At 42.6% G+C, this 20,646-nt stretch carries 22 protein-coding genes; 16 read left to right on the forward strand and 6 right to left on the reverse strand.

Annotated features, from left to right (window positions below):
* Positions 1 to 39: 39 nt before the first annotated feature.
* On the reverse strand, positions 40 to 336 hold the full coding sequence (locus AACT18_RS13595) for a hypothetical protein (RefSeq protein WP_094144240.1): 297 nt from the start codon (positions 334 to 336) through the stop codon (positions 40 to 42).
* Between the two features lie 258 nt (positions 337 to 594).
* Between AACT18_RS13595 and ccoN the strand changes: the two genes are divergently transcribed.
* From ccoN to ttcA, 11 genes are all read left to right on the forward strand, one after another.
* Positions 595 to 2,022, forward strand: coding sequence for a cytochrome-c oxidase, cbb3-type subunit I (ccoN, locus tag AACT18_RS13600; protein ID WP_026027333.1), 1,428 nt, complete (start codon positions 595 to 597; stop codon positions 2,020 to 2,022).
* A 12-nt stretch (positions 2,023 to 2,034) separates the two neighbouring features.
* Positions 2,035 to 2,649, forward strand: a complete 615-nt coding sequence (gene ccoO / locus AACT18_RS13605; RefSeq protein WP_013856896.1) for a cytochrome-c oxidase, cbb3-type subunit II — start codon at positions 2,035 to 2,037, stop codon at positions 2,647 to 2,649.
* A gap of 9 nt (positions 2,650 to 2,658) precedes the next feature.
* Positions 2,659 to 2,835: a CcoQ/FixQ family Cbb3-type cytochrome c oxidase assembly chaperone gene (locus AACT18_RS13610; protein ID WP_010320252.1), complete on the forward strand. Its 177-nt coding sequence runs from the start codon at positions 2,659 to 2,661 to the stop codon at positions 2,833 to 2,835.
* Positions 2,832 to 3,809, forward strand: a complete 978-nt coding sequence (ccoP, locus tag AACT18_RS13615) for a cytochrome-c oxidase, cbb3-type subunit III (RefSeq protein ID WP_013856895.1) — start codon at positions 2,832 to 2,834, stop codon at positions 3,807 to 3,809. The genes AACT18_RS13610 and ccoP overlap by 4 nt, the downstream gene beginning before the upstream one ends.
* Before the next feature lie 86 nt (positions 3,810 to 3,895).
* Complete coding sequence (locus AACT18_RS13620; RefSeq protein WP_017042885.1) at positions 3,896 to 4,375, forward strand: FixH family protein; 480 nt, start codon at positions 3,896 to 3,898, stop codon at positions 4,373 to 4,375.
* Positions 4,376 to 4,378: 3 nt separating this feature from the next.
* Positions 4,379 to 6,751, forward strand: a complete 2,373-nt coding sequence (locus tag AACT18_RS13625) for a heavy metal translocating P-type ATPase (protein ID WP_094143507.1) — start codon at positions 4,379 to 4,381, stop codon at positions 6,749 to 6,751.
* Positions 6,752 to 6,922 carry a cbb3-type cytochrome oxidase assembly protein CcoS gene (ccoS, locus tag AACT18_RS13630; RefSeq protein WP_013856892.1) on the forward strand — a complete coding sequence of 57 codons (171 nt, stop codon included), beginning with the start codon at positions 6,752 to 6,754 and terminating at the stop codon, positions 6,920 to 6,922.
* The gene (locus AACT18_RS13635; protein ID WP_094125500.1) at positions 6,919 to 7,599 is read left to right on the forward strand and encodes a sulfite exporter TauE/SafE family protein; all 681 of its coding nucleotides are present in this window, start codon (positions 6,919 to 6,921) and stop codon (positions 7,597 to 7,599) included. The genes ccoS and AACT18_RS13635 overlap by 4 nt, the downstream gene beginning before the upstream one ends.
* A gap of 88 nt (positions 7,600 to 7,687) precedes the next feature.
* Positions 7,688 to 8,440, forward strand: coding sequence for an FNR family transcription factor (locus tag AACT18_RS13640; RefSeq protein ID WP_010320258.1), 753 nt, complete (start codon positions 7,688 to 7,690; stop codon positions 8,438 to 8,440).
* A 127-nt stretch (positions 8,441 to 8,567) separates the two neighbouring features.
* A complete protein-coding gene (uspE, locus tag AACT18_RS13645; protein ID WP_013856890.1) occupies positions 8,568 to 9,515 on the forward strand; it encodes a universal stress protein UspE in 948 nt (315 codons plus the stop codon).
* Positions 9,516 to 9,657: 142 nt separating this feature from the next.
* Positions 9,658 to 10,590: a tRNA 2-thiocytidine(32) synthetase TtcA gene (gene ttcA, locus AACT18_RS13650; protein WP_094125501.1), complete on the forward strand. Its 933-nt coding sequence runs from the start codon at positions 9,658 to 9,660 to the stop codon at positions 10,588 to 10,590.
* 66 nt (positions 10,591 to 10,656) lie between these two features.
* Here the strand turns inward: ttcA and AACT18_RS13655 are convergent, their stop codons facing one another.
* From AACT18_RS13655 to AACT18_RS13665, 3 genes are read right to left on the reverse strand one after another with little or no spacing between them, the layout of a single operon-like run.
* Complete coding sequence (locus tag AACT18_RS13655; protein ID WP_047689451.1) at positions 10,657 to 11,319, reverse strand: DUF2987 domain-containing protein; 663 nt, start codon at positions 11,317 to 11,319, stop codon at positions 10,657 to 10,659.
* Positions 11,320 to 11,321: 2 nt separating this feature from the next.
* Complete coding sequence (locus AACT18_RS13660) at positions 11,322 to 12,128, reverse strand: glucosaminidase domain-containing protein (RefSeq protein WP_094125502.1); 807 nt, start codon at positions 12,126 to 12,128, stop codon at positions 11,322 to 11,324.
* Positions 12,121 to 12,912, reverse strand: coding sequence for a membrane protein (locus AACT18_RS13665; RefSeq protein WP_026028002.1), 792 nt, complete (start codon positions 12,910 to 12,912; stop codon positions 12,121 to 12,123). The genes AACT18_RS13660 and AACT18_RS13665 overlap by 8 nt, the downstream gene beginning before the upstream one ends.
* A gap of 319 nt (positions 12,913 to 13,231) precedes the next feature.
* Between AACT18_RS13665 and potA the strand changes: the two genes are divergently transcribed.
* The 5 genes from potA to AACT18_RS13690 all read left to right on the forward strand — a co-directional run bounded on the left by potA (position 13,232) and on the right by AACT18_RS13690 (position 18,283).
* A complete protein-coding gene (gene potA / locus AACT18_RS13670; protein ID WP_017047640.1) occupies positions 13,232 to 14,368 on the forward strand; it encodes a spermidine/putrescine ABC transporter ATP-binding protein PotA in 1,137 nt (378 codons plus the stop codon).
* Positions 14,352 to 15,209 carry a spermidine/putrescine ABC transporter permease PotB gene (gene potB, locus AACT18_RS13675; RefSeq protein WP_026027331.1) on the forward strand — a complete coding sequence of 286 codons (858 nt, stop codon included), beginning with the start codon at positions 14,352 to 14,354 and terminating at the stop codon, positions 15,207 to 15,209. The genes potA and potB overlap by 17 nt, the downstream gene beginning before the upstream one ends.
* On the forward strand, positions 15,209 to 15,979 hold the full coding sequence (gene potC / locus AACT18_RS13680; RefSeq protein ID WP_013856883.1) for a spermidine/putrescine ABC transporter permease PotC: 771 nt from the start codon (positions 15,209 to 15,211) through the stop codon (positions 15,977 to 15,979). Before potB ends, potC begins: the two co-directional genes overlap by 1 nt.
* A gap of 106 nt (positions 15,980 to 16,085) precedes the next feature.
* A complete protein-coding gene (locus AACT18_RS13685) occupies positions 16,086 to 17,120 on the forward strand; it encodes an extracellular solute-binding protein (protein ID WP_026027330.1) in 1,035 nt (344 codons plus the stop codon).
* Between the two features lie 125 nt (positions 17,121 to 17,245).
* On the forward strand, positions 17,246 to 18,283 hold the full coding sequence (locus AACT18_RS13690) for an extracellular solute-binding protein (RefSeq protein WP_013856881.1): 1,038 nt from the start codon (positions 17,246 to 17,248) through the stop codon (positions 18,281 to 18,283).
* Between the two features lie 31 nt (positions 18,284 to 18,314).
* On the opposite strand, the gene cobB is transcribed toward AACT18_RS13690, so the two are convergent.
* Both cobB and AACT18_RS13700 read right to left on the reverse strand, forming a co-directional pair.
* Positions 18,315 to 19,052 carry a Sir2 family NAD+-dependent deacetylase gene (gene cobB / locus AACT18_RS13695; RefSeq protein ID WP_013856880.1) on the reverse strand — a complete coding sequence of 246 codons (738 nt, stop codon included), beginning with the start codon at positions 19,050 to 19,052 and terminating at the stop codon, positions 18,315 to 18,317.
* Between the two features lie 169 nt (positions 19,053 to 19,221).
* A complete protein-coding gene (locus AACT18_RS13700) occupies positions 19,222 to 20,442 on the reverse strand; it encodes an ammonium transporter (protein ID WP_019281009.1) in 1,221 nt (406 codons plus the stop codon).
* Positions 20,443 to 20,646: the final 204 nt, after the last annotated feature.

Genomic DNA, 20,646 nt, shown 5'->3' on the forward strand with positions numbered 1-20,646 from the left:
TAATCGAAGATTTCATTCTAGTTATTATTTAGTAAGAGTTTATGGTGAATTTGGTTGGATTATCCAGTGGTCGGAATGTTGAATAAGTGTTCCATTTGTATGTATTTCTAGTTCAGGAATTCGTGGCCCAATTATGTATTGATTTGGGTTTTTATCATCTTTAATCACTATAATTTCCTGTTCATTTACAAATACAGAACAATTTGGCGTTGGAGTGCAGCTCGTCATGTCGACGTTTTGATAAGAAAAAGTCCTCCAGAAAAAAGCGACCAAAAGAATGAGCAATGTGATTAGTATTTGAGCAAACCTGTGTTTTGTAAGCTTTTCTGAAGCCATGATGCTTCCTTCCTCGTGTAACAAACTTCAAAGTTTTGAAATAAAAGGCCAAATCCTGAACAACTGTAAGGTTACTACTCTGTCATTGAATTGTTAATTGCAGTATAGTTGACGGTTGAAAATGCCACTTTTTTTTAAAGTCAGCAATAGATAGTAACGTTCTGATAAAGCAGTATTTCTATTGTGGATTTGGGGGGCATTACGACATGTGTCGTGTTGGAAGTAAAGTGTAGTTAATTAGAAATTGGAAGCATGCAAATGAGCCAAGAAAAGCAGCTTGAACAAAACTACAACTATACAGTTGTTCGGCAATTTACCTTAGTGACTATTCTCTGGGGTATTGTTGGGATGGCTGTAGGTGTTTTGATTGCCGCTCAATTAGTTTGGCCACAGCTAAACTTTGATACGCCGTGGTTGACGTACAGTCGCTTACGTCCTCTGCATACTAATGCGGTTATTTTTGCGTTTGGTACAAGTGCCCTCTTTGCAACATCTTATTATGTTGTTCAGCGTACTTGTCAAACTCGTCTATTTGGTGGTCCTCTTGTGCCCTTCACCTTTTGGGGATGGCAAGCCATTATTTTATCTGCAGCAATAACTTTACCTTTGGGTTATACCTCCGGTAAAGAATACGCGGAATTAGAATGGCCAATTGATATCGCCATTGCTCTTGTATGGGTATCTTATGCGATAGTGTTTTTTGGAACACTCGTCAAACGTAAGACGGCACATATCTATGTGGCAAACTGGTTCTTCGGAGCTTTTATCCTTACTGTTGCTGTATTACATATTGTAAATAGCATGGCAATCCCTGTTTCTATGGGTAAATCGTATTCAGTTTACGCTGGGGCGGTGGATGCTATGGTTCAGTGGTGGTACGGTCATAATGCGGTGGGTTTCCTACTTACTGCCGGCTTCCTTGGTATGATGTATTACTTTGTACCAAAACAAGCTGAACGCCCTGTTTATTCATACCGTTTATCAATTGTTCACTTTTGGGCTTTGATCTCTCTTTACATTTGGGCTGGTCCGCACCATCTACACTACACTGCTCTGCCTGACTGGACTCAGTCACTTGGCATGGTGATGTCGTTGGTGTTGTTTGCTCCTTCATGGGGCGGGATGATCAACGGGATCATGACGTTATCTGGTGCTTGGCATAAACTGCGCTATGACCCAATCTTACGATTCCTCATCGTTTCATTGTCATTCTACGGAATGTCTACGTTTGAAGGACCAATGATGTCGATTAAGACAGTTAATGCACTGTCACACTACACCGACTGGACTATTGGTCACGTACATTCTGGAGCTCTAGGTTGGGTGGCAATGGTGTCGATTGGTTCGGTATACCATTTAATCCCTCGCCTATTTAACCAAGAGCGTATGTACTCTGTTGGTCTGATCAATGCTCACTTCTGGTTAGCGACTATTGGTACGGTGCTCTACATCGTTGCGATGTGGATTTCAGGTGTTATGCAGGGCTTGATGTGGCGTGCTGTTAACTCTGACGGTACGTTAACGTACAGTTTTGTTGAGTCTGTCCAAGCCTCTTACCCATTCTATACCGTTCGATTCATTGGTGGATTTATCTTCTTAGCAGGTATGTTCCTGATGGCTTACAACACGTATAAAACGGTTTTTGCACCAGATAATAGCTTAAAAGCTATTCCTCAACCGGCATAAGGAGATGAAAGAATGAGTTCTAATAATCGCCATGAAATCATCGAACGTAATGTCGGTTTACTGGCTATTTTCATTATTTTTGCCATCAGTTGGGGAGCCTTGGTTGAAATCACGCCATTGATTTTCCAAAAGCAAACTACTGAGCCTGTTGAAAATCTTAAGCCCTACACTGCGCTGCAACTTGAAGGCCGTGATATCTATATTCGCGAAGGTTGTAACGTTTGCCATAGCCAAATGATTCGCCCATTCCGTTCCGAAACGGAGCGTTATGGTCATTATTCGGTGGCTGGTGAAAGTGTTTGGGAGCATCCATTTGTGTGGGGTTCGAAGCGGACTGGACCTGATTTGGCTCGTGTTGGTGGTCGTTATTCTGATGAATGGCATCGAGTTCACTTGACTAATCCTCGCGAACTGGTTCCTGAATCAAACATGCCCGGTTTTCCTTGGCTAGCAAAAAATGTGTTGGACGGCAAGCTTACGCAAAGCAAACTTGAATTATTCCGTAATCAGTTTGGTGTGCCGTATACCGATGAACAAATCGCGAATGCAGCAAAAGATGTCGAAGGGAAATCAGAAATGGATGCAATCATTTCTTATCTTCAATCTCTTGGTCACGCAATGAAGTAAGGGGTAGTTATGGATATCGGTACTATTCACAGTATTTGGACCATAGTGCTGTTCGTCTGTTTTATAGGCGTAGTGTGGTGGGCCTATGGCAAAAACCGTAAAGCTCGTTTCGATGAAGCGGCTAACCTCATTTTTGCCGATGAACAGCCCAAATCCTCTAAGGAACAAGGAGTGACTAAACAATGACGACATTTTGGAGTCTATGGGTCATCATCATTACGGTGGGAACTTTGCTGGGCTGTGCGATTCTGCTCGTTTGGTGTTTAAAAGACAAAATGGGAGTGGAAGAAGGCTCGGATATGGGCCATGAATACGATGGTATTCGTGAGCTCAACAACCCTCTGCCTAAATGGTGGACCTATCTTTTTATTAGTACGTTTATTTTTGCCGCTATCTATCTGACCCTCTATCCTGGGTTAGGTAGTTTTAAAGGTGTACTTGGTTGGCAAAGTTCAGATCAAACCATTCGCTCTCTTGATGAGTCCAAAGCCTCGATTGCAAATGCGCAAAACAATAAAGTGTTAGTACAGTATGCAAAAGAGTTAGATGACGCAAACACCTACTTTGGTGAAGCATTTAAACGCTTAGCTTATACTGGCGGCGGTTCGGATTTACGCCCTATTCCTGAAATTGCAGCAGATTCTGATGCATTGAAGGTTGGTCAGCGTTTATTCTTACAAAACTGCTCTCAGTGTCATGGTTCTGACGCTCGTGGTCAAAAAGGCTTTCCGAATCTAACCGATAATGCTTGGTTATATGGTGGTGAACCAGAAGCGATTGTGACCACTATCCGACATGGTCGTATTGGACAAATGCCAGCTTGGAAAGATGTCCTCGGTGAGCAAGGTGTGAAGGAAGTGGTGAGTTATACCCTAAGCCTTTCTGGGCGTTCTGTGAACGTTCGAGAAGCGGAAGCAGGTAAAGCTCGCTTCGTCGTTTGCGCCGCTTGTCATGGTACGGATGGTAAAGGTAACCCTGCGTTTGGAGCACCTGATCTTACTGATAACGATTGGTTATTTGGTGACTCAAGAGCCGATGTTACTCAAACGGTCATGCATGGCCGATCAGGTGTTATGCCTGCTTGGAATGACATTCTCGGTGAAGATAAAGTTCAACTGGTTGCTGCTTACGTGTGGAGTTTAAGCAATACCGAGAACTAATTGCACAACAAAGGCAGCTCTTTATTAGGGCTGTCTTTCTTCTCTTTTTAATAAGCCTTCTTTATTTTGTTGTTGAGAACTTTTTTATGGTAACTCCTTGGTATAAACAATTCTGGCCGTGGTTTCTGATCATCTTACCGTTAACTGTGGTGATATGGACGATTGCAACGGTTATCGTCTTTTCTCAGAATTCAGTGTCATTGGTGACAGAGGATTACTACAAAAAGGGCAAAGGCATTAATATTGACCTATCAAAAATTAACGAAGCAAAAGCATTAAAGCTCAGCTCGGAAGTCTACTCTGAGGGTAATGATATTATCTTCAAATTTAATAAAGGTGAGCTTGAACACTACCCCGCGATTAAAATGATGTTTGCTCATCGGACACTGCCAGACCGTGATTTCACACAACTTGTCGCATCGGATGCACAAGGTATATATCGCATTACCCTGCCTGCCCCGTTACAAGGCCCTTGGTTCATCGAACTCACTCCTCACAATGAGGAGTGGTTAATCCAAGGTCGAGTAACGTTTCCAATGCCAACTTCTACTCAATTAATGAATTAAACTATGTGCAAAGCGTGTTACCACTGTGGTGAAGATGTACCAGCCAACACAGATTATAAACTCGATATTCTAGGTGAAAGCAGAGATATGTGTTGTCCCGGTTGTGAAACCGTGGCTAAAACCATTGTAGAAAGTGGCCTAGTATCTTATTACCAATACCGAACGACCACTGCAGATAAAGTGGAGCTTGTGCCAGAGCAGCTCAAAGCACTCATTCATTACGATAATGACGATGTACAAGCAGAGTTTGTTCGTAACGACAACGAAACGTCAGAAGTGACGTTATCGGTAGAAGGTGTTTCTTGTGCGGCTTGTGCTTGGTTAATTGAAAAACAACTCTCTCATAAAAATGGGGTAATTTCGATAAGGGTCAATACCACTACCAACCGTGCTTTACTCAGTTGGGATAAGACACAAACACGACTCAGTGAATTACTTTCGACTATTCATAAATTAGGTTATAAGGCTGCCCCTTTTGAAGCAGACGCACATGAGGCAGCCTACCATCAATCAATGAAGCAATATCTTTATCGCTTGGGTATTGCAGGTCTAGCCACCATGCAAGTGATGATGCTTGCTGTGGCGCTCTATCTTGAGGTCTTCGGTGATCTTGATTCTGAGTTTCGCAATTATTTTCGTTGGGTTAGCTTGATCTTTGCAACCCCCGTACTTTTATACTCTGCCCTTCCCTTTTACCTCAATGCTTGGCGAAGCATTAGAGGCAGAACATTAGGTATGGATGTTCCTGTTTCTATCGCTCTTATTTTTGCGTATGTTGCTAGTCTGATAGCGACAGTGACTGAACAAGGCGAAGTCTTTTTTGAATCCATTTCAATGTTTACCTTTTTCTTACTGGTTGGACGATTTTTAGAGATGCGGGCGCGTAGAAAAGCCGCGGCGGCTAGCGGCAATTTACTGAAATTGATCCCTGCGGTTGCAACTACGTTGGATGGCCGTCAAGTGCCTGTAAAAACTCTAGCTCTTGGTGATCGAATTCGCGTGTTGCCTGGAGAACACGTCCCTGCTGATGGTCGAGTGTTGAATGGGCGTATTCATATTAATGAATCAATGTTGACCGGTGAATCAGTGCCAGTTGTCAAAACAGTCGGTGATGCTGTTTTTGCTGGCACATTAAATGGCGATGAGTCTTTCGAGTTGGAAGTTACTGCATCTAAAGCAGATTCCGTTATTTCCAATATCGTTAAACTGCAAGATGAAGCTCAAATGTCTAAGCCTAAAATTGCAGAAATTGCAGATATTGTCGCGAGATATTTTGTAGCTGTAATTTTGATTATTGCAGCAGCCACTTGGTTTTATTGGCACCAGACAAAACCTGAAGATGCATTTTGGATCATGTTAGCGGTCTTGGTGGCAACCTGCCCGTGCGCGCTTTCTCTTGCCACTCCCACAGCCATCACTTGCGCTACATCACGAATGGGTGACTTTGGTATTTTATTGAGAAAAAACCATGTCTTTGAAACACTTTGCAAAGTTAACCATTTGATTATTGATAAAACGGGAACGTTGACCCGTGGTGATATCGAAATTAGTGACGTTGAGTTGCATAGTGATATAGACGAAAACCATTGTTTGGCGCTAGCGGCTGCTTTGGAGCATCATGCCAATCACCCCATTGCCAGAGCGTTTGCGCAATATCGTAATGACGAGTTTCGTGTTGAGCATGTGCAGAATATGATTGGGTCTGGTATTCAAGGTCATTATTTAGGAGGCGATGTTCGTATTGGCAGCGCCGAATTTGTTTTGAACGACATCAGTGACGCTCGAGCAAATCGTATTTATCTGTCGCTCAACGGGCACCACGTGGCAACCTTCACGTACCGCGATCCTATCCGTAGTGAAGCGAAACAATTTATCGATCGTTTCCATCATGAAGGAATTAAGATCACGCTATTAACGGGTGACTCTCAACTTAATGCACACAGTGTGGCCGCCGAAATGGACATAGATATTGTCGTATCGAATGCCAAACCAGAAGATAAACTGAGTTACTTAAAGTCGTTACCAGATGATGATATCACCATGATGATTGGCGATGGCATTAATGATGCGCCAACGCTTGCTGGTGCGCACTTATCAGTCGCCATGGGTAGTGGAACCGATGTCGCAAAAGCATCCGCTGATATGGTTTTACTTGGAGATAGACTCGACAGATTATTGGAAGCCAGAAGCTTAGCGTTAAAAGCTCGCAAAATTATTCGGGAAAATTTAGCGTGGTCACTTGGATACAATATTATTATTTTGCCACTCGCCGTTGCGGGGCTGGTTGCTCCTTACATTGCCGTGGTGGGCATGTCGGCGAGTTCGATTATTGTGGTATCTAATTCTCTTCGACTACTCAAAAAGAGGGATAAGTAGATGGAAAGTCTTTATATATTGATCCCCATAGCGATCGTTTTGGTTACAATCGCCGTCATCATCTTTTTATGGGCAGTAAAGAGCGAACAGTTTGAAGATTTAGAACGCCAAGGACACAATATTTTGTTTGATGAAGATGAACTTACCTCATCAAAAGAAGAGAAAAAATGACCGCAGATTGGATTGGTGCTTTCTTTATCGGTTTGCTTGGGGCTGGCCACTGTATGGGAATGTGTGGCGGAATTGCTTCTCTTTTGACCTTAGGTGAAAAACGCAATGATCGACTCCCAATACTGCTTGTTTTTTACAACCTTGGACGTATTGCCAGCTATATGCTGTTTGGCGGTTTATTAGGAGGCCTCGCCGCCTCGCTATCCGAATTTTCTACACTTAATCATGCGTTGATTTGGTTGCGGCTCATTGCGGCAGGCCTAATGATTGTACTTGGATTGTATGTTGGCCGTTGGTGGTTTGGTCTGTTAAAGCTGGAGAAGGTTGGGCAAAAAATCTGGAGTTTTATTTCGCCTTTTGGGCAATCATTGCTCCCGCTTAGGAAAACGTGGTTCGCTCTCCCTTTTGGGTTTATCTGGGGATGGTTACCTTGTGGGCTAGTTTACTCGGTACTGACTTGGTCTGTGGTGTCCGGTAGTGCGCTGTCTGGGGCACTGGTTATGGCCTCTTTTGGTTTGGGAACCTTACCTGCGATGCTTCTTGTTGGTTACGGAGCGACCCGTTTGAAGAACATTCAACAATCATTCATATTTCGTCATTTTGCTGCGATTTTTATCATACTCTATGGTCTATACACGGGTTATGGAGCAGTGAGTATTTTATCATCTACGTGGTAGCTGTCTGATTTATGGCATCTTTTTTCGCTATCCTTTAGGGGTAATGGGTGCTAAAATATTGATGTACATCAAAAAGTGAAAGGTTGTTATGATTTCTGATAAGCCAGCGGCAAAGCGCATTCAATCTGGTGGTTGTGCAATTCACTGTCAAGATTGCAGCATTAGCCAGCTTTGTATTCCTTTTACTCTCAATGAATCTGAACTTGATCAACTTGATCAAATTATTGAGCGTAAAAAACCTATCCAAAAGGGCCAAGAGCTATTTAAAGCTGGTGACGACCTTAAGTCTCTCTACGCTATTCGCTCAGGTACAATTAAAAGTTATACCATTACTGAGCAAGGTGATGAACAAATCACTGCGTTTCATTTAGCGGGTGATTTAGTTGGTTTTGACGCGATCACTGATGATTCTCATCCTAGCTTTGCTCAGGCTCTAGAAACATCAATGGTATGCGAAATACCCTACGAAATTCTTGATGATCTTTCGGGTAAAATGCCTAAGTTACGTCAGCAAATTATGCGCTTGATGAGTAATGAAATTAAGGGCGACCAAGAGATGATTCTTCTGCTATCTAAAAAGAATGCAGAAGAAAGATTGGCGGCTTTTCTTTATAACTTGTCGACTCGTTTCTCTCAGCGCGGCTTTAGCCCTAGAGAGTTTCGTCTGACAATGACTCGTGGTGATATCGGTAATTACCTTGGTCTCACTGTTGAAACGATCAGTCGTCTACTCGGCCGTTTTCAGAAGTCTGAAATCCTTAGCGTTAAAGGCAAATACATCACAATCCTTGACCATGACCAACTGATGGAACTGGCAGGCGTATCTAAAGAAACTAAGTAACTTCAATGAGGTAGCTCTTAAATGAGCTACGTCATACTTCTGTTAAAAACTCTCTTTTTTTCTAAAATTCTCGCTGGTTATGAGCTAAAGTAACTCTAACGCCCTCCTCCATAATTAAGGAGTCGATATGAGTATTTATAGCAAGATTCTGGTAGTTGCTGACATCAACCACGATGAACAACCCGCCCTTGCCAGAGCCATACAGTTAGCGCAGCAAAGCACGTCTTCTAGCCACATTACATTTTTTCTATCTATTTATGATTTCTCTTATGACATGACGTCGATGCTCTCTGTTGATGAACGTGATGCTATGCGACGTGGTGTTATCCATCAGCGCGAGCAATGGATGAGGAAAGTAGCTGAACCGTATATTGATAGTTCGATCCAATTTGAAGTGAAAGTGGTGTGGCATAACCGCCCTTATGAAGCGATTATTGCTGAGATATTTTACGGAGAACATGACATTCTGATCAAAGGGACGCGCAAGCATGATGTCCTGGAATCCGTTATTTTTACACCGACAGATTGGCACTTATTGCGTAAATGCCCAACTCCAGTGCTATTGGTTAAAAATTCAGATTGGCCACAGAATGCGAATATAATCGCTTCGGTACATGTGGGGTCAGAAAATCCGGCTCATATTGATTTAAATGATTGCATGGTTGAACAACTAAAAAGCCTCACCACTCGTTTAGGTGCGACACCTTATCTGGTGAATTCATACCCTATTACGCCTGCGAATATTACCATTGAGTTGCCCGAGTTTGATCCAATGACCTACACTGATGCTGTTCGTGGTCACCATTTGATGGCAATGAAAGCATTGCGACAAAAGCATGGTATAGATGAATCTCAAACACTTGTAGAACAAGGCTTGCCTGAAGACGTCATTCCTCAAGCAGCTGAAAAGCTCAATGCGGCGATGGTTATTCTTGGTACGACGGGGCGTACAGGGTTATCGGCAGTATTTATTGGCAACACGGCAGAACAAGTCATTGATAAAATTAACTGTGATGTTTTAGCATTAAAGCCGCATGGCTACGTAAGCCCTTTAGATCCTAAAACCTCTATTTAAAATGGCCCGATCTATCATCGATCCCCCTTGTCATAGACGAGGGGGATTTTTTATCTTCCTTACTTGTTAGATCTGGCATCTGCGCTATTTATCCGTATCATACGCACTCTATTTTGTTTTAAAGATTAAAGACCAGACACTGATGACTGAGCAAATTCAAGAGCGCACCAAAGCTCAACAATATAATTTCAATAAACTTCAGAAGCGTATCCGTCGTAATACGGGTCAAGCCATTGCTGACTTTAATATGATTGAAGATGGCGACCGTATTATGGTATGTCTTTCTGGCGGTAAAGATAGCTTTACCATGCTGGATATTCTAATGAGCCTTCAGAAAAGTGCCCCTGTTAGCTTTGAGCTTATTGCCGTGAATCTTGATCAAAAACAGCCCGGATTTCCTGAACACATTCTGCCGCAGTACTTAGATCAGCTAGGCGTTGAATATAAAATTGTCGAAGAAGACACGTATTCTATTGTTCAAGATAAGATCCCTGAAGGGAAAACCACCTGCTCACTTTGTTCACGCTTACGCCGTGGCATTTTGTACCGTACAGCCAAAGAACTCGGTGCGACGAAAATTGCGTTAGGCCATCACCGTGACGACATTCTAGAAACGCTATTTTTGAACATGTTTTATGGTGGAAAGATCAAAGGAATGCCACCTAAACTTGTGTCTGATAACGGTGAACATGTGGTAATTCGCCCTCTAGCCTACTGTCGTGAAAAAGACATTATCAAATATGCGAACATGCGAGAGTATCCGATTATTCCATGTAATCTATGTGGCTCTCAGCCAAACATGCAACGTCAAAACATTAAGCAAATGCTAAATGGCTGGGATAAACAGTTCCCTGGGCGCATCGAGACCATGTTTAGTGCAATGCAAAATGTAGTGCCTAGCCATTTGGCTGATTTCAAGTTGTTTGACTTTAAGTCGATTAACCGTGATTCAGGCGTTATTAATGGCGGCGACATTGGTTTTGATAAAGAAGAGATGCCAATCCTAGCGCTCGAAGATGAGGATAGCGTGATGGAGTTTGATCCTAGTTTGAAGTTGGATGTCACCAATCTTTGATATTCCTACAAAGATAAAACGAGTAAGGGCTGCGAATGCAGCCCTATTGATATTAGCCCAACATGTCTAATGTTTCGCTTTGGGAAGGTAAGGTAACACGCGAACCGTTTCTTGTGGTAACTGCATCGATCCACCTTCACCCAGTTGACTGAGATCCACTTGGGCTTTGCCATTTTCTATGTTAATGGTTTCGCCGTTACTCAACTGAATGACCGAATTCAAATTATTGGCAAATTCGAGTGTGACACCAGAAACATCGGGTGTGAACCAACTCGCAAACATCCCGCCGAGCTCTTCCAGTAATTTTTGCATCTGGGGTAATAAGATGGCGACCTGTTGGTAAGATATTTCTCCTTTGAACTGTTCTTTTGCCATAACAACAGTCGAAAAGTCACAACGCATATCTTGAGGAGTATCGACAAACACTAACGGATTCGCTTGCCGTAAATGATCGTCTAAAGGAAGTAGTAGTTCGTGGTTGCTACTGACTTTCAACGCTTCATAGTGCTTTTCTTTTTCCATCCAAGCCTTCTCTATTGGGCAGAGCTGCTTGGTATTGGCATTAAGGAAATAATAAGCGACTTTGACATTGGGGTACTCTTCTTTCACGTTATTTTTCATTGCTGAAAACAACTTGGAGTATGTAAACATATACTCTTGAGCGTTAACGGGAAATGCGTTAGCAAAGCATAACGTTGTCAGTAATAAGGTAAGCGTTCTTTTTTTCATTATTATTCTGTCCAGAAAGGCTGATTGTGACGCATCATAGATTGAAGATCTTGCACATAAGCTTCTCCGCGCTCTGAGTATTTCAGTAAGCCATTGGTCATCTCCATGGCACTGTCAGCACTCAATAAATCGGCATTATTTTTTCTTAATCGAAAACGAATCTCTCGTAAATCATGATAAGCGGAGTTGCGGTTAACATTCATGAAGTAACCGTGGATTGACTCTTGAACAGAACCAAAACTCGCCACTTCGTGAGTCATACCTTCCACTCGTTGCAAAGGTACCAACCCACACCCTACACTGTAACACCATTGACCGAAATAGTTGTTTCCTTCAGTTGCAAAGCGAGAGGTTCCCCAAGCCGATTCATTCGCTGCCTGGGTCAAGACTAACGCTTCGGGTAAAACGTCAACTCGATGCAGCATGTTTTCTAGCCATGCGCTAGTGATGCCTTCTGCAGGAATCGGTACTTCATATCGCTTAGAGAGTTTTTGCGCCTCACTATAGTCACTTTTGGCTATCTGATTGCTTAGATGATGTTGTGCAATCCTCTCTAATATTTCACGCTCTCGCAAAACACGTAAATTTTCCCAAGCTATCCCTGGTTTTAAGAAAGAAAAAAAAGCATGCTTTTTCTCATTCACATCATCGATGGCTGAGAAGTCAGGCGCTTTGCCAATAGCTCTTGCACCTTGCAAAGATGGAATGTCGCTTTTGTAAGTCGTCTCGGTTGAGGTTTGCTTGACGTAATAAACGCTGCAACTCACAACCACGAGCGAGATGGCGGTAAGTAAGATTATTTTACGCATTGAACACCTGAGAATTTGGATTATTGTCGGATTGATTAGTCGCTATGATCTTTAGTTTGATGCCAAACATATTGCGATAAATAATCCCTTTAGCATGGAAGAAGAAAGGTAATACAAAAATGAAACCTATCCCATAAAAGAGCGCGGCGGCAACGAACATCAGCATGATCACGGAATAAATCACGGCAATAGGAACGATTTTTTTATTTACTGCGCGTAAGGATAATAGCAGTGATTGCATAGGTGGAACCCGTTTTTCGCAGATCAATAAGATGGATTGGCTAAACGCAATACTCAAATACATTGATAGCAATGGGAAAATCATTCCTGCTACACCTTGCAGTAATAAGCTGAATAGCGTTGCTAAAATCACTGGGATGGTGAACTGTAATCCCTTACCTATATGTCTTGGCTGTGTTCTTAATCCAGCGACATGACTCATCGCCATTAAGCTCACGCCAGCATAAATAGGTGCACTAACGACCTCATAGCTAAAATTAGCAACAAAAATAGCTTGTACAATATTGCCTGTGAAAGCTTCTGGTGTTTCTAACGCATCCAAGATTAGTGATGGATCACCCAGTTGCAATTTTAAAGCAATATAGAAGATCGCAAGCTGCACAAATAAAAGAATCACGATGGAAGGAGAAAAGGAGATAAATTGCTTGATCGTACAATCCCATGCCTCTTTGAGCACGGCGTTAACTTTTAGCTCGTAATCTCCCTTGAGCGCATGCTCTACACTACCGCCTAAATTGAAATCTTTTTCAATATCATTATTCATAAAATGTCCTAGGCAACGGAAAAGCAAGTTGCCTGTATTTGGGTCACAAAGTTATTGTCATTATACTGCAATACACTCTAGTCCAAAATCAGAAGCCTAAACTGATCTTGCATTATTATGTGTTTGGTTGATAATTAACCACTTGAAAGCATTGAACAGTTAGTTAGTTCTGTATGGTAATCAATCTTTACTGCTACCTACAAAACTTTTTCTGTATCAATATAAGAAAACGCTTTGAATTCACTCTTTTGGTGATTATGATGCGCGCCTCAATTGTGTATAGCGACAGGTCGTAAGATAGGCATCCCTATAGACCAAGGTGGGAGAAAAACAGACGTTGAACGTAAAAAAATCAGTAGGAAAACCAGTAGTTCGTCTTTCTGGTATCAGTAAAAGTTTCGATGGTAAGGAAATCATTGGCAACCTAAACCTTGATGTTAATCATGGCGAATTCTTAACGATACTTGGTCCTTCTGGCTGTGGTAAAACAACAGTACTAAGAATGATTGCAGGTTTTGAAACCGCAGATCAAGGTTCAATTACTCTTGATAATCAAGATGTTACAAAAGTTCCTGCTGAACAGAGACACGTTAACACCGTCTTTCAAAGCTATGCACTTTTCCCACATATGACAGTATTTGAAAATGTCGCGTTTGGTTTGCGTATGCAAAAAGTGCCAACGACGGACATTGAACCCCGTGTGATGGAAGCACTGCGGATGGTACGTCTCGACGCGATGGCCCAGCGTAAACCAAGTCAACTTTCTGGTGGTCAACAACAACGTATCGCGATCGCGCGTGCCGTTGTTAATAAACCTAAGGTTCTGTTGCTAGACGAATCTTTATCCGCGCTTGACTATAAACTGCGTAAGCAGATGCAAATGGAGCTTAAGCAGCTTCAACGTCAGCTTGGGATCACCTTTATCTTCGTTACGCACGATCAAGAAGAAGCCTTATCAATGTCGGATCGCATTATTGTTATGCGTGAAGGGAAAATTGAGCAAGATGGCTCTCCACGTGAAATTTACGAAGACCCTAAAAACCTATTTGTTGCTCGCTTCATCGGTGAGATCAACGTATTTAATGCTGAAACGATTGAACGAATTGACGATAAGCGTATTCGTGCACATATCGAAGGTGTTGAAGCGGTGGTTTACCACGATCAAAATGTACAACCCGGACACAAACTACAAGTTTTGCTGCGTCCTGAAGATCTTCGCATCGAAGAGATTAAAGAGTCAGAAGAAAAAGGCATTGTTGGACACGTGACAGAACGTACCTACAAAGGCATGACTCTAGAATCTGTAGTCGAATTGGAAGAATCAGGCATGCGCGTGACGGTTAGCGAATTCTTTAACGAAGATGATCCTGATGTGGACCATTCTCTCGGCCAGAAAGTCGCTATCACTTGGGTTGAAAGCTGGGAGGTAGTACTCGATGATGAGCAAGAAGCTTAATCTTCAAAATGCTATTATCACATTGATTGTTGGGTGGTTAGTGCTGTTTGTGCTAATCCCTAACGTTATGATCATTGGTACTAGCTTTTTGACTCGCGATGAAGCCAACTTAATTGAAATGACCTTCACGCTTGATAACTATACACGCCTATTGGATCCACTTTACGCCAAAGTGCTCATGCACTCTTTCTATATGGCAATTGTGGCTACCCTTCTCTGCTTGGTTATTGGTTATCCATTTGCCTACATTGTCGCAAAAATGCCACAAAAATGGCGTCCAATTATGCTGTTTTTGGTGATTGTTCCTTTTTGGACGAACTCTCTTATTCGTACCTACGGATTAAAAATAGTTCTGGGCACGCAAGGCATCTTAAACCAAGCTTTAATGGCTTTAGACATCATAGACAAACCACTGCGTATTATGTACACCGAGACAGCGGTAATGATTGGCTTGGTTTACATCTTGCTGCCTTTTATGATTCTTCCGCTCTATTCTGCTATTGAAAAATTGGACGATACCTACATTGAAGCCGCGCGAGATCTAGGGGCAAATAAGCTTCAAACTTTGCTCAAGGTAGTATTGCCATTGACCATGCCGGGTATCATCGGGGGCTGCTTATTGGTGTTACTGCCAGCATTAGGTATGTTCTATATTGCTGACTTACTCGGTGGCGCGAAAAACCTACTGATTGGTAACGTGATTAAGAGCCAAGTATTGAATGCTCGTGATTGGCCATTTGGCGCCGCGACCAGCATTGCCTTGACTCTGGCGATGGCTGTAATGCTTTATGCATACTATCGTGCTGGTAAGTTATTGAATAAGAAAGTGGAGCTAGACTAATGGGCAAAACAGTTAGATTTAGCTTTATGAGTTTAGTGTATGTATTTCTATACCTACCGATCATAGTGCTGATTGTAAACTCATTTAATGACAACAAATTTGGTATTAAATGGGGCGGTTTCACTACCAAGTGGTACCACGCTTTAGTTGCAAACGACAGCTTAGTTCAGGCCGCATGGCACTCGCTGAATGTAGCGGTTTTTTCAGCCACAGCAGCGACGCTGATTGGCAGTTTAACTGCTGTAGCCCTTTTTCGTTATCAATTTAAAGGTAAACGTGCAGTTAATGGTATGTTGTTTGTTGTGATGATGTCCCCAGATATTGTCATGGCAATTTCGCTACTTGCGCTATTCTTAGTGTTAGGTGCTCAGCTAGGTTTTCTTACTTTGTTGATTGCACACATTACATTCTGCTTACCTTTCGTTGTTGTGACTGTTTACAGTCGCCTCAACGGATTTGATGTAAAGATGCTCGAAGCTGCCAAAGATCTCGGTGCTGGCGAATGGGTGATTTTGACCAAAATCATTTTGCCATTAGCGAAACCGGCAGTTGCGGCTGGTTGGTTGCTGAGTTTCACACTGTCATTGGATGATGTGATCATTAGCTCGTTTGTAACCGGCCCTACTTACGAAATTTTACCATTGAAGATTTATTCTATGGTTAAAGTTGGCATTTCCCCAGAAGTTAACGCTCTGGCGACCGTGATGTTAGTTGTCTCATTGGCTCTAGTAATCACATCACAGTTGTTAGCAAGGGAAAAAGTGAAGTAGAATCGACATCTTGTAATACATTACGCGAAACAGAATGACAAATCGTCATTCTGTTTTTCTATCTAACGCCTAAAAATAGGCAACGTTTGGTTTGGAGCTAACGTCAATGAAAAAATGGGCTACTCTATTAGCTGGTAGTGCATGTGCGCTTTCTTTGTTCTCTGGAGCAGTAACAGCGGATGAAAACAAGGAACTAGTATTCATGAACTGGGGGCCGTACATTAACAGTGGTCTTCTAGAGCAGTTTACTAAAGAGACCGGCATCAAGGTCATTTATTCAACTTATGAATCGAATGAAACCCTGTATGCAAAGCTAAAAACTCACAACCAAGGTTATGATCTTGTTGTTCCATCCACCTACTTCGTTTCTAAAATGCGCGATGAAGGTATGTTACAAAAGATTGATAAGTCTAAATTAAGCAACTTTAAAAACCTTGATAACAACTATTTGAATAAACCTTACGATCCAAATAATGATTATTCAATTCCACACGTGGTTGCTATCACTGGGCTTGCGGTTAATACCGATATGTATGATCCCAATGATTTCCAAAGCTGGGGTGACCTATGGAACCCAGAGTTGAAAGGCCAGCTAATGTTGATGGATGATACTCGTGAGGTATTCCACATTGCCCTTCGTAAGTTAGGTTACTCAGGTAACACTACGGATGAAAAGCAAATTGATGAGGCCTACGCTGAGCTGCAAAAACTAATGCCCAATGTATTGGTATTTAACTCAGATAACCCTGCCGCTCCTTACCTCTCTGGTGAAGTTGGCTTAGGTATGCTGTGGAATGGCTCTGCAGCAGCGGCGCAAAAAGAAGGCTTGCCAATTAAGCTTGTTTTCCCTAAAGAAGGCGGTATCGGTTGGGTTGACAACTTTGCTATCAGTTCTGGTGCCAAAAACGTAGAAGCCGCACATATGATGATCGACTTCTTGCTACGTCCAGAAATTGCAGAACAAATTTCTCGCGACACGGGTTATTTAACTGGCGTGAAAGCGTCTAATGAGAAATTTAAAGACAGCCCTGCTCTTTTCCCATCTCAAGATGATTTAGATCGTGTTGAATGGCAATCTGCCGTTGGTGAAAAAACTGTGCAGTATGAAGATTACTTTATGAAGTTAAAAGCGGGTCAATAATTCCGCAAAAAGTATGAAATAGGCAGCACTAGCTGCCTATTTTCGTTAAAACTGGTATACTTTGCACTTTCGTATCACGCACCCTTGCCTAGTTAAGCTTTGGCACCGACTAAAATGGAAACGTAATGAAAAGCACACTGTATGCTGGCGCTATTTGCGCAGCAACTCTATTCACTACGCCTGCAATGGCTGCAGATCAAGAGCTTTATTTTTACAACTGGTCTGAATATATCCCCCACGACGTTCTCGAAGATTTCACCAAAGAGACAGGAATTAAAGTCATTTACTCAACCTATGAGTCTAATGAAAGCATGTATGCCAAGTTAAAGACTCAAGGTTCCGGCTACGATCTTGTCGTGCCATCCACCTACTTTGTTTCTAAAATGCGTAAAGAAGGCATGTTGCAGGAGATTGACCACGCTAAGCTTTCTCATTTTGCTGATCTTGATTCTAACTATCTCAATAAATCGTTCGACCCAAACAACAAATTTTCTATCCCTTATATCTGGGGCGCAACGGGGATTGGTATTAATACCGACATGCTTGATAAATCACTGATCAAAAACTGGGGCGACTTATGGGATGCCAAGTGGGAAGGTCAGTTGATGATGATGGACGATGCTCGTGAGGTGTTCCATATTGCACTGAGTAAGCTTGGTTACTCACCTAATACGACGGATCCTGACGAAATTAAAGCGGCCTATGAAGAGCTTAAAAAACTGATTCCAAACGTGTTAGTGTTCAACTCCGACTTTCCGGCAAACCCTTTTTTAGCGGGTGAAGTTTCTTTAGGTATGTTATGGAATGGCTCGGCGTATATGGCCCGCCAAGAAGGCGCTTCAATTGACATTATTTGGCCAGAAAAAGGCGCGATTTTCTGGATGGATAGTATATCCATTCCGGCCGGGGCCAAAAACGTTGATGCGGCTCATAAGATGATTGATTTCTTATTGCGCCCTGAGAATGCAGCAAAAATCGCATTAGAAATTGGTTACCCAACTCCCGTTAAAACAGCCTATTCACTGTTACCCAAATCTTTCGCCAATGATCCTAATATCTTCCCTCCACAATCTGTGATGGACAGCGGGTTTTGGCAAGATGAGGTGGGAGAAGCGAATGTGTTGTACGACGAATACTTCCAGAAGCTCAAAGTAAATAATTGATCATATTCAATGTTTAGATAACACGCCTACTCTAGGCGTGTTTCTTTTTTGGCATTTCTAACCCTAATATCTCTTCCACTAACCGCGGAACTTCAATACTGGCTTTACCGTAGCGTTTTTCCTCAAACTCACTTTCAACGGCACTCGGTTCTAAGTTGATCTCAATGGTGTGCGCGCCATGCATTCTGGCATCATGAACAAAGCCTGCAGCAGGATAAACAACGCCCGATGTACCGATAGAGATAAAAAGATCAGCCGTCTCGAGTGCTGAATAAATATCGCCCATGCGCAGTGGCATTTCGCCAAACCAAACAATATGAGGTCGCATTTGAGCTGGAATTTGACAGCAATGACAAAGCTCTCCGCTCAGAATGTCGTCTTTATGCTCTATTACTTGGTTAGAAACGCTGCAGCGTGCTTTAAGCAGCTCACCGTGCATATGAATCACCTGTTTGCTCCCCCCCCGCTCATGAAGGTTATCGATATTCTGCGTAATAATCGTTACGTTTCCCTCTAGCTCTTGCTCTAATTTACCAAGCGCGATGTGGGCGGCATTAGGTTGTATTGATTCAGATTGGAGTTTTCGACGACGCTGATTATAGAAATCCTGTACGAGATCGGGATCACGTGCGAAACCTTCAGGGGTCGCGACATCCTCTATTTTATGGTTTTCCCATAACCCATCTTGGGCACGAAATGTTTTAATGCCTGATTCCGCTGAAATGCCTGCCCCCGTGAGGATCACGATATTCTTGTAGGGGAAATTCATACTATGTCCTTATTGCACGCTTTTTTGCTAGCTTAGCACCGATGCAATAACAACAGTAGTTTTGAGGGTTAGACCATAGTATAAAATAGCCATTGATTGCTTATTTTCTGTGACATAAACCGAGCTATGAAATAGACCGAAGTACCCCGCGGCTTCGGTCTATATGTAATCAATCTTCGTTAATGGCGGAGATTTTATGAATAGCCAAATCCGCGCCGTTAAATTCGTCTTCTTCAGATAAACGCAATCCAGTCAATACATTGAGAGAGCCATAAACGATTGCGGCACCCAATACTGCCACTGAAATACCCAATAAGGTTCCTAGTAGTTGAACGGCGAGGCTGACACCACCTAGGCCGCCGAGTGATGATTGGCCAAAAATACCAGCGGCAATCCCACCCCATGCACCACAAACACCATGTAATGGCCATACACCTAATACATCGTCTATTCTCGTTCGGTTTTGTAGTTGAGTGAACAACCAAACAAATAAAGCACCCGCTACCACTCCCGTCACTAAGGCACCCAGTGGGTGCATCAAGTCCGATCCTGCACACACCGCGACTAATCCCGCTAGAGGACCATTGTGGATAAAGCCAGGGTCATTTTTTCCGACAATTAACGCTGCTAAAATACCACCAGTCATGGCCATTAAAGAGTTCATCGCGACTAATCCACTAATTCCATTTAATGTTTGCGCTGACATGACGTTAAAACCAAACCAGCCCACACAAAGGATCCACGCGCCCAGTGCTAGGAACGGAATGTTGGATGGAGCAAAGTTGGTGTGCTTTCCTGCACGTACTCTTCCCTTACGCATTCCTAGAAACATGACAGCGATGAGTGCAATCCATCCGCCGACTGCATGCACGACAACAGAGCCAGCGAAATCGTGAAAAGCAGCACCGAATTGAGCTTCAAACCAGCTTTGCACGCCATAATTGCCATTCCAAATCATTCCCTCAAACAGCGGATAAACAAACCCGACGGTGAAAAAAGTAGCAATGAGAATCGGGTAAAACCGAGCGCGCTCGGCAATGCCTCCAGAAACGATAGCAGGAATAGCGGCGGCAAACGTCAATAGAAAAAAGAACTTAACTAGATGATAGCCGTTCCCTTGGGCAAGGGTTTGTGCATCAGCAAAGAAATGAGCGCCGTAGGCTATCCAGTAACCGATAAAAAAATAGGCGATTGTAGAAATACCGAAATCGGCGAGAATTTTTACCAGCGCGTTCACTTGGTTCTTTTTACGCACAGTCCCCACCTCAAGAAAGGCAAATCCGGCGTGCATTAAAAACACCATGATTGCTCCGAGCAGCAAAAATAGCGTATCAGAACTTTGAGTCAGGGCTTGTACGGCACCTTGAACCTGACTTACGGTTTGAGTCATCTTAGTGATTCTCCATTGAAATGTTGCGCACCAATCCTGTGCTACTTGATTATTTTCTCACCAATATAGTGAGTTATTGTTATTAAACAGCCTTAAAGCAAAATACATTCCAAAATAAACAAATGAATCAATAACTTTTTAATATCAAATAACTTATTGAAATAGAGTGAATTATATAAATATCAAGGGAGTTGTTGCATGATG

The organism is Vibrio sp. V04_P4A5T148, assembly GCF_963875605.1.
Lineage (GTDB): Bacteria > Pseudomonadota > Gammaproteobacteria > Enterobacterales > Vibrionaceae > Vibrio > Vibrio anguillarum.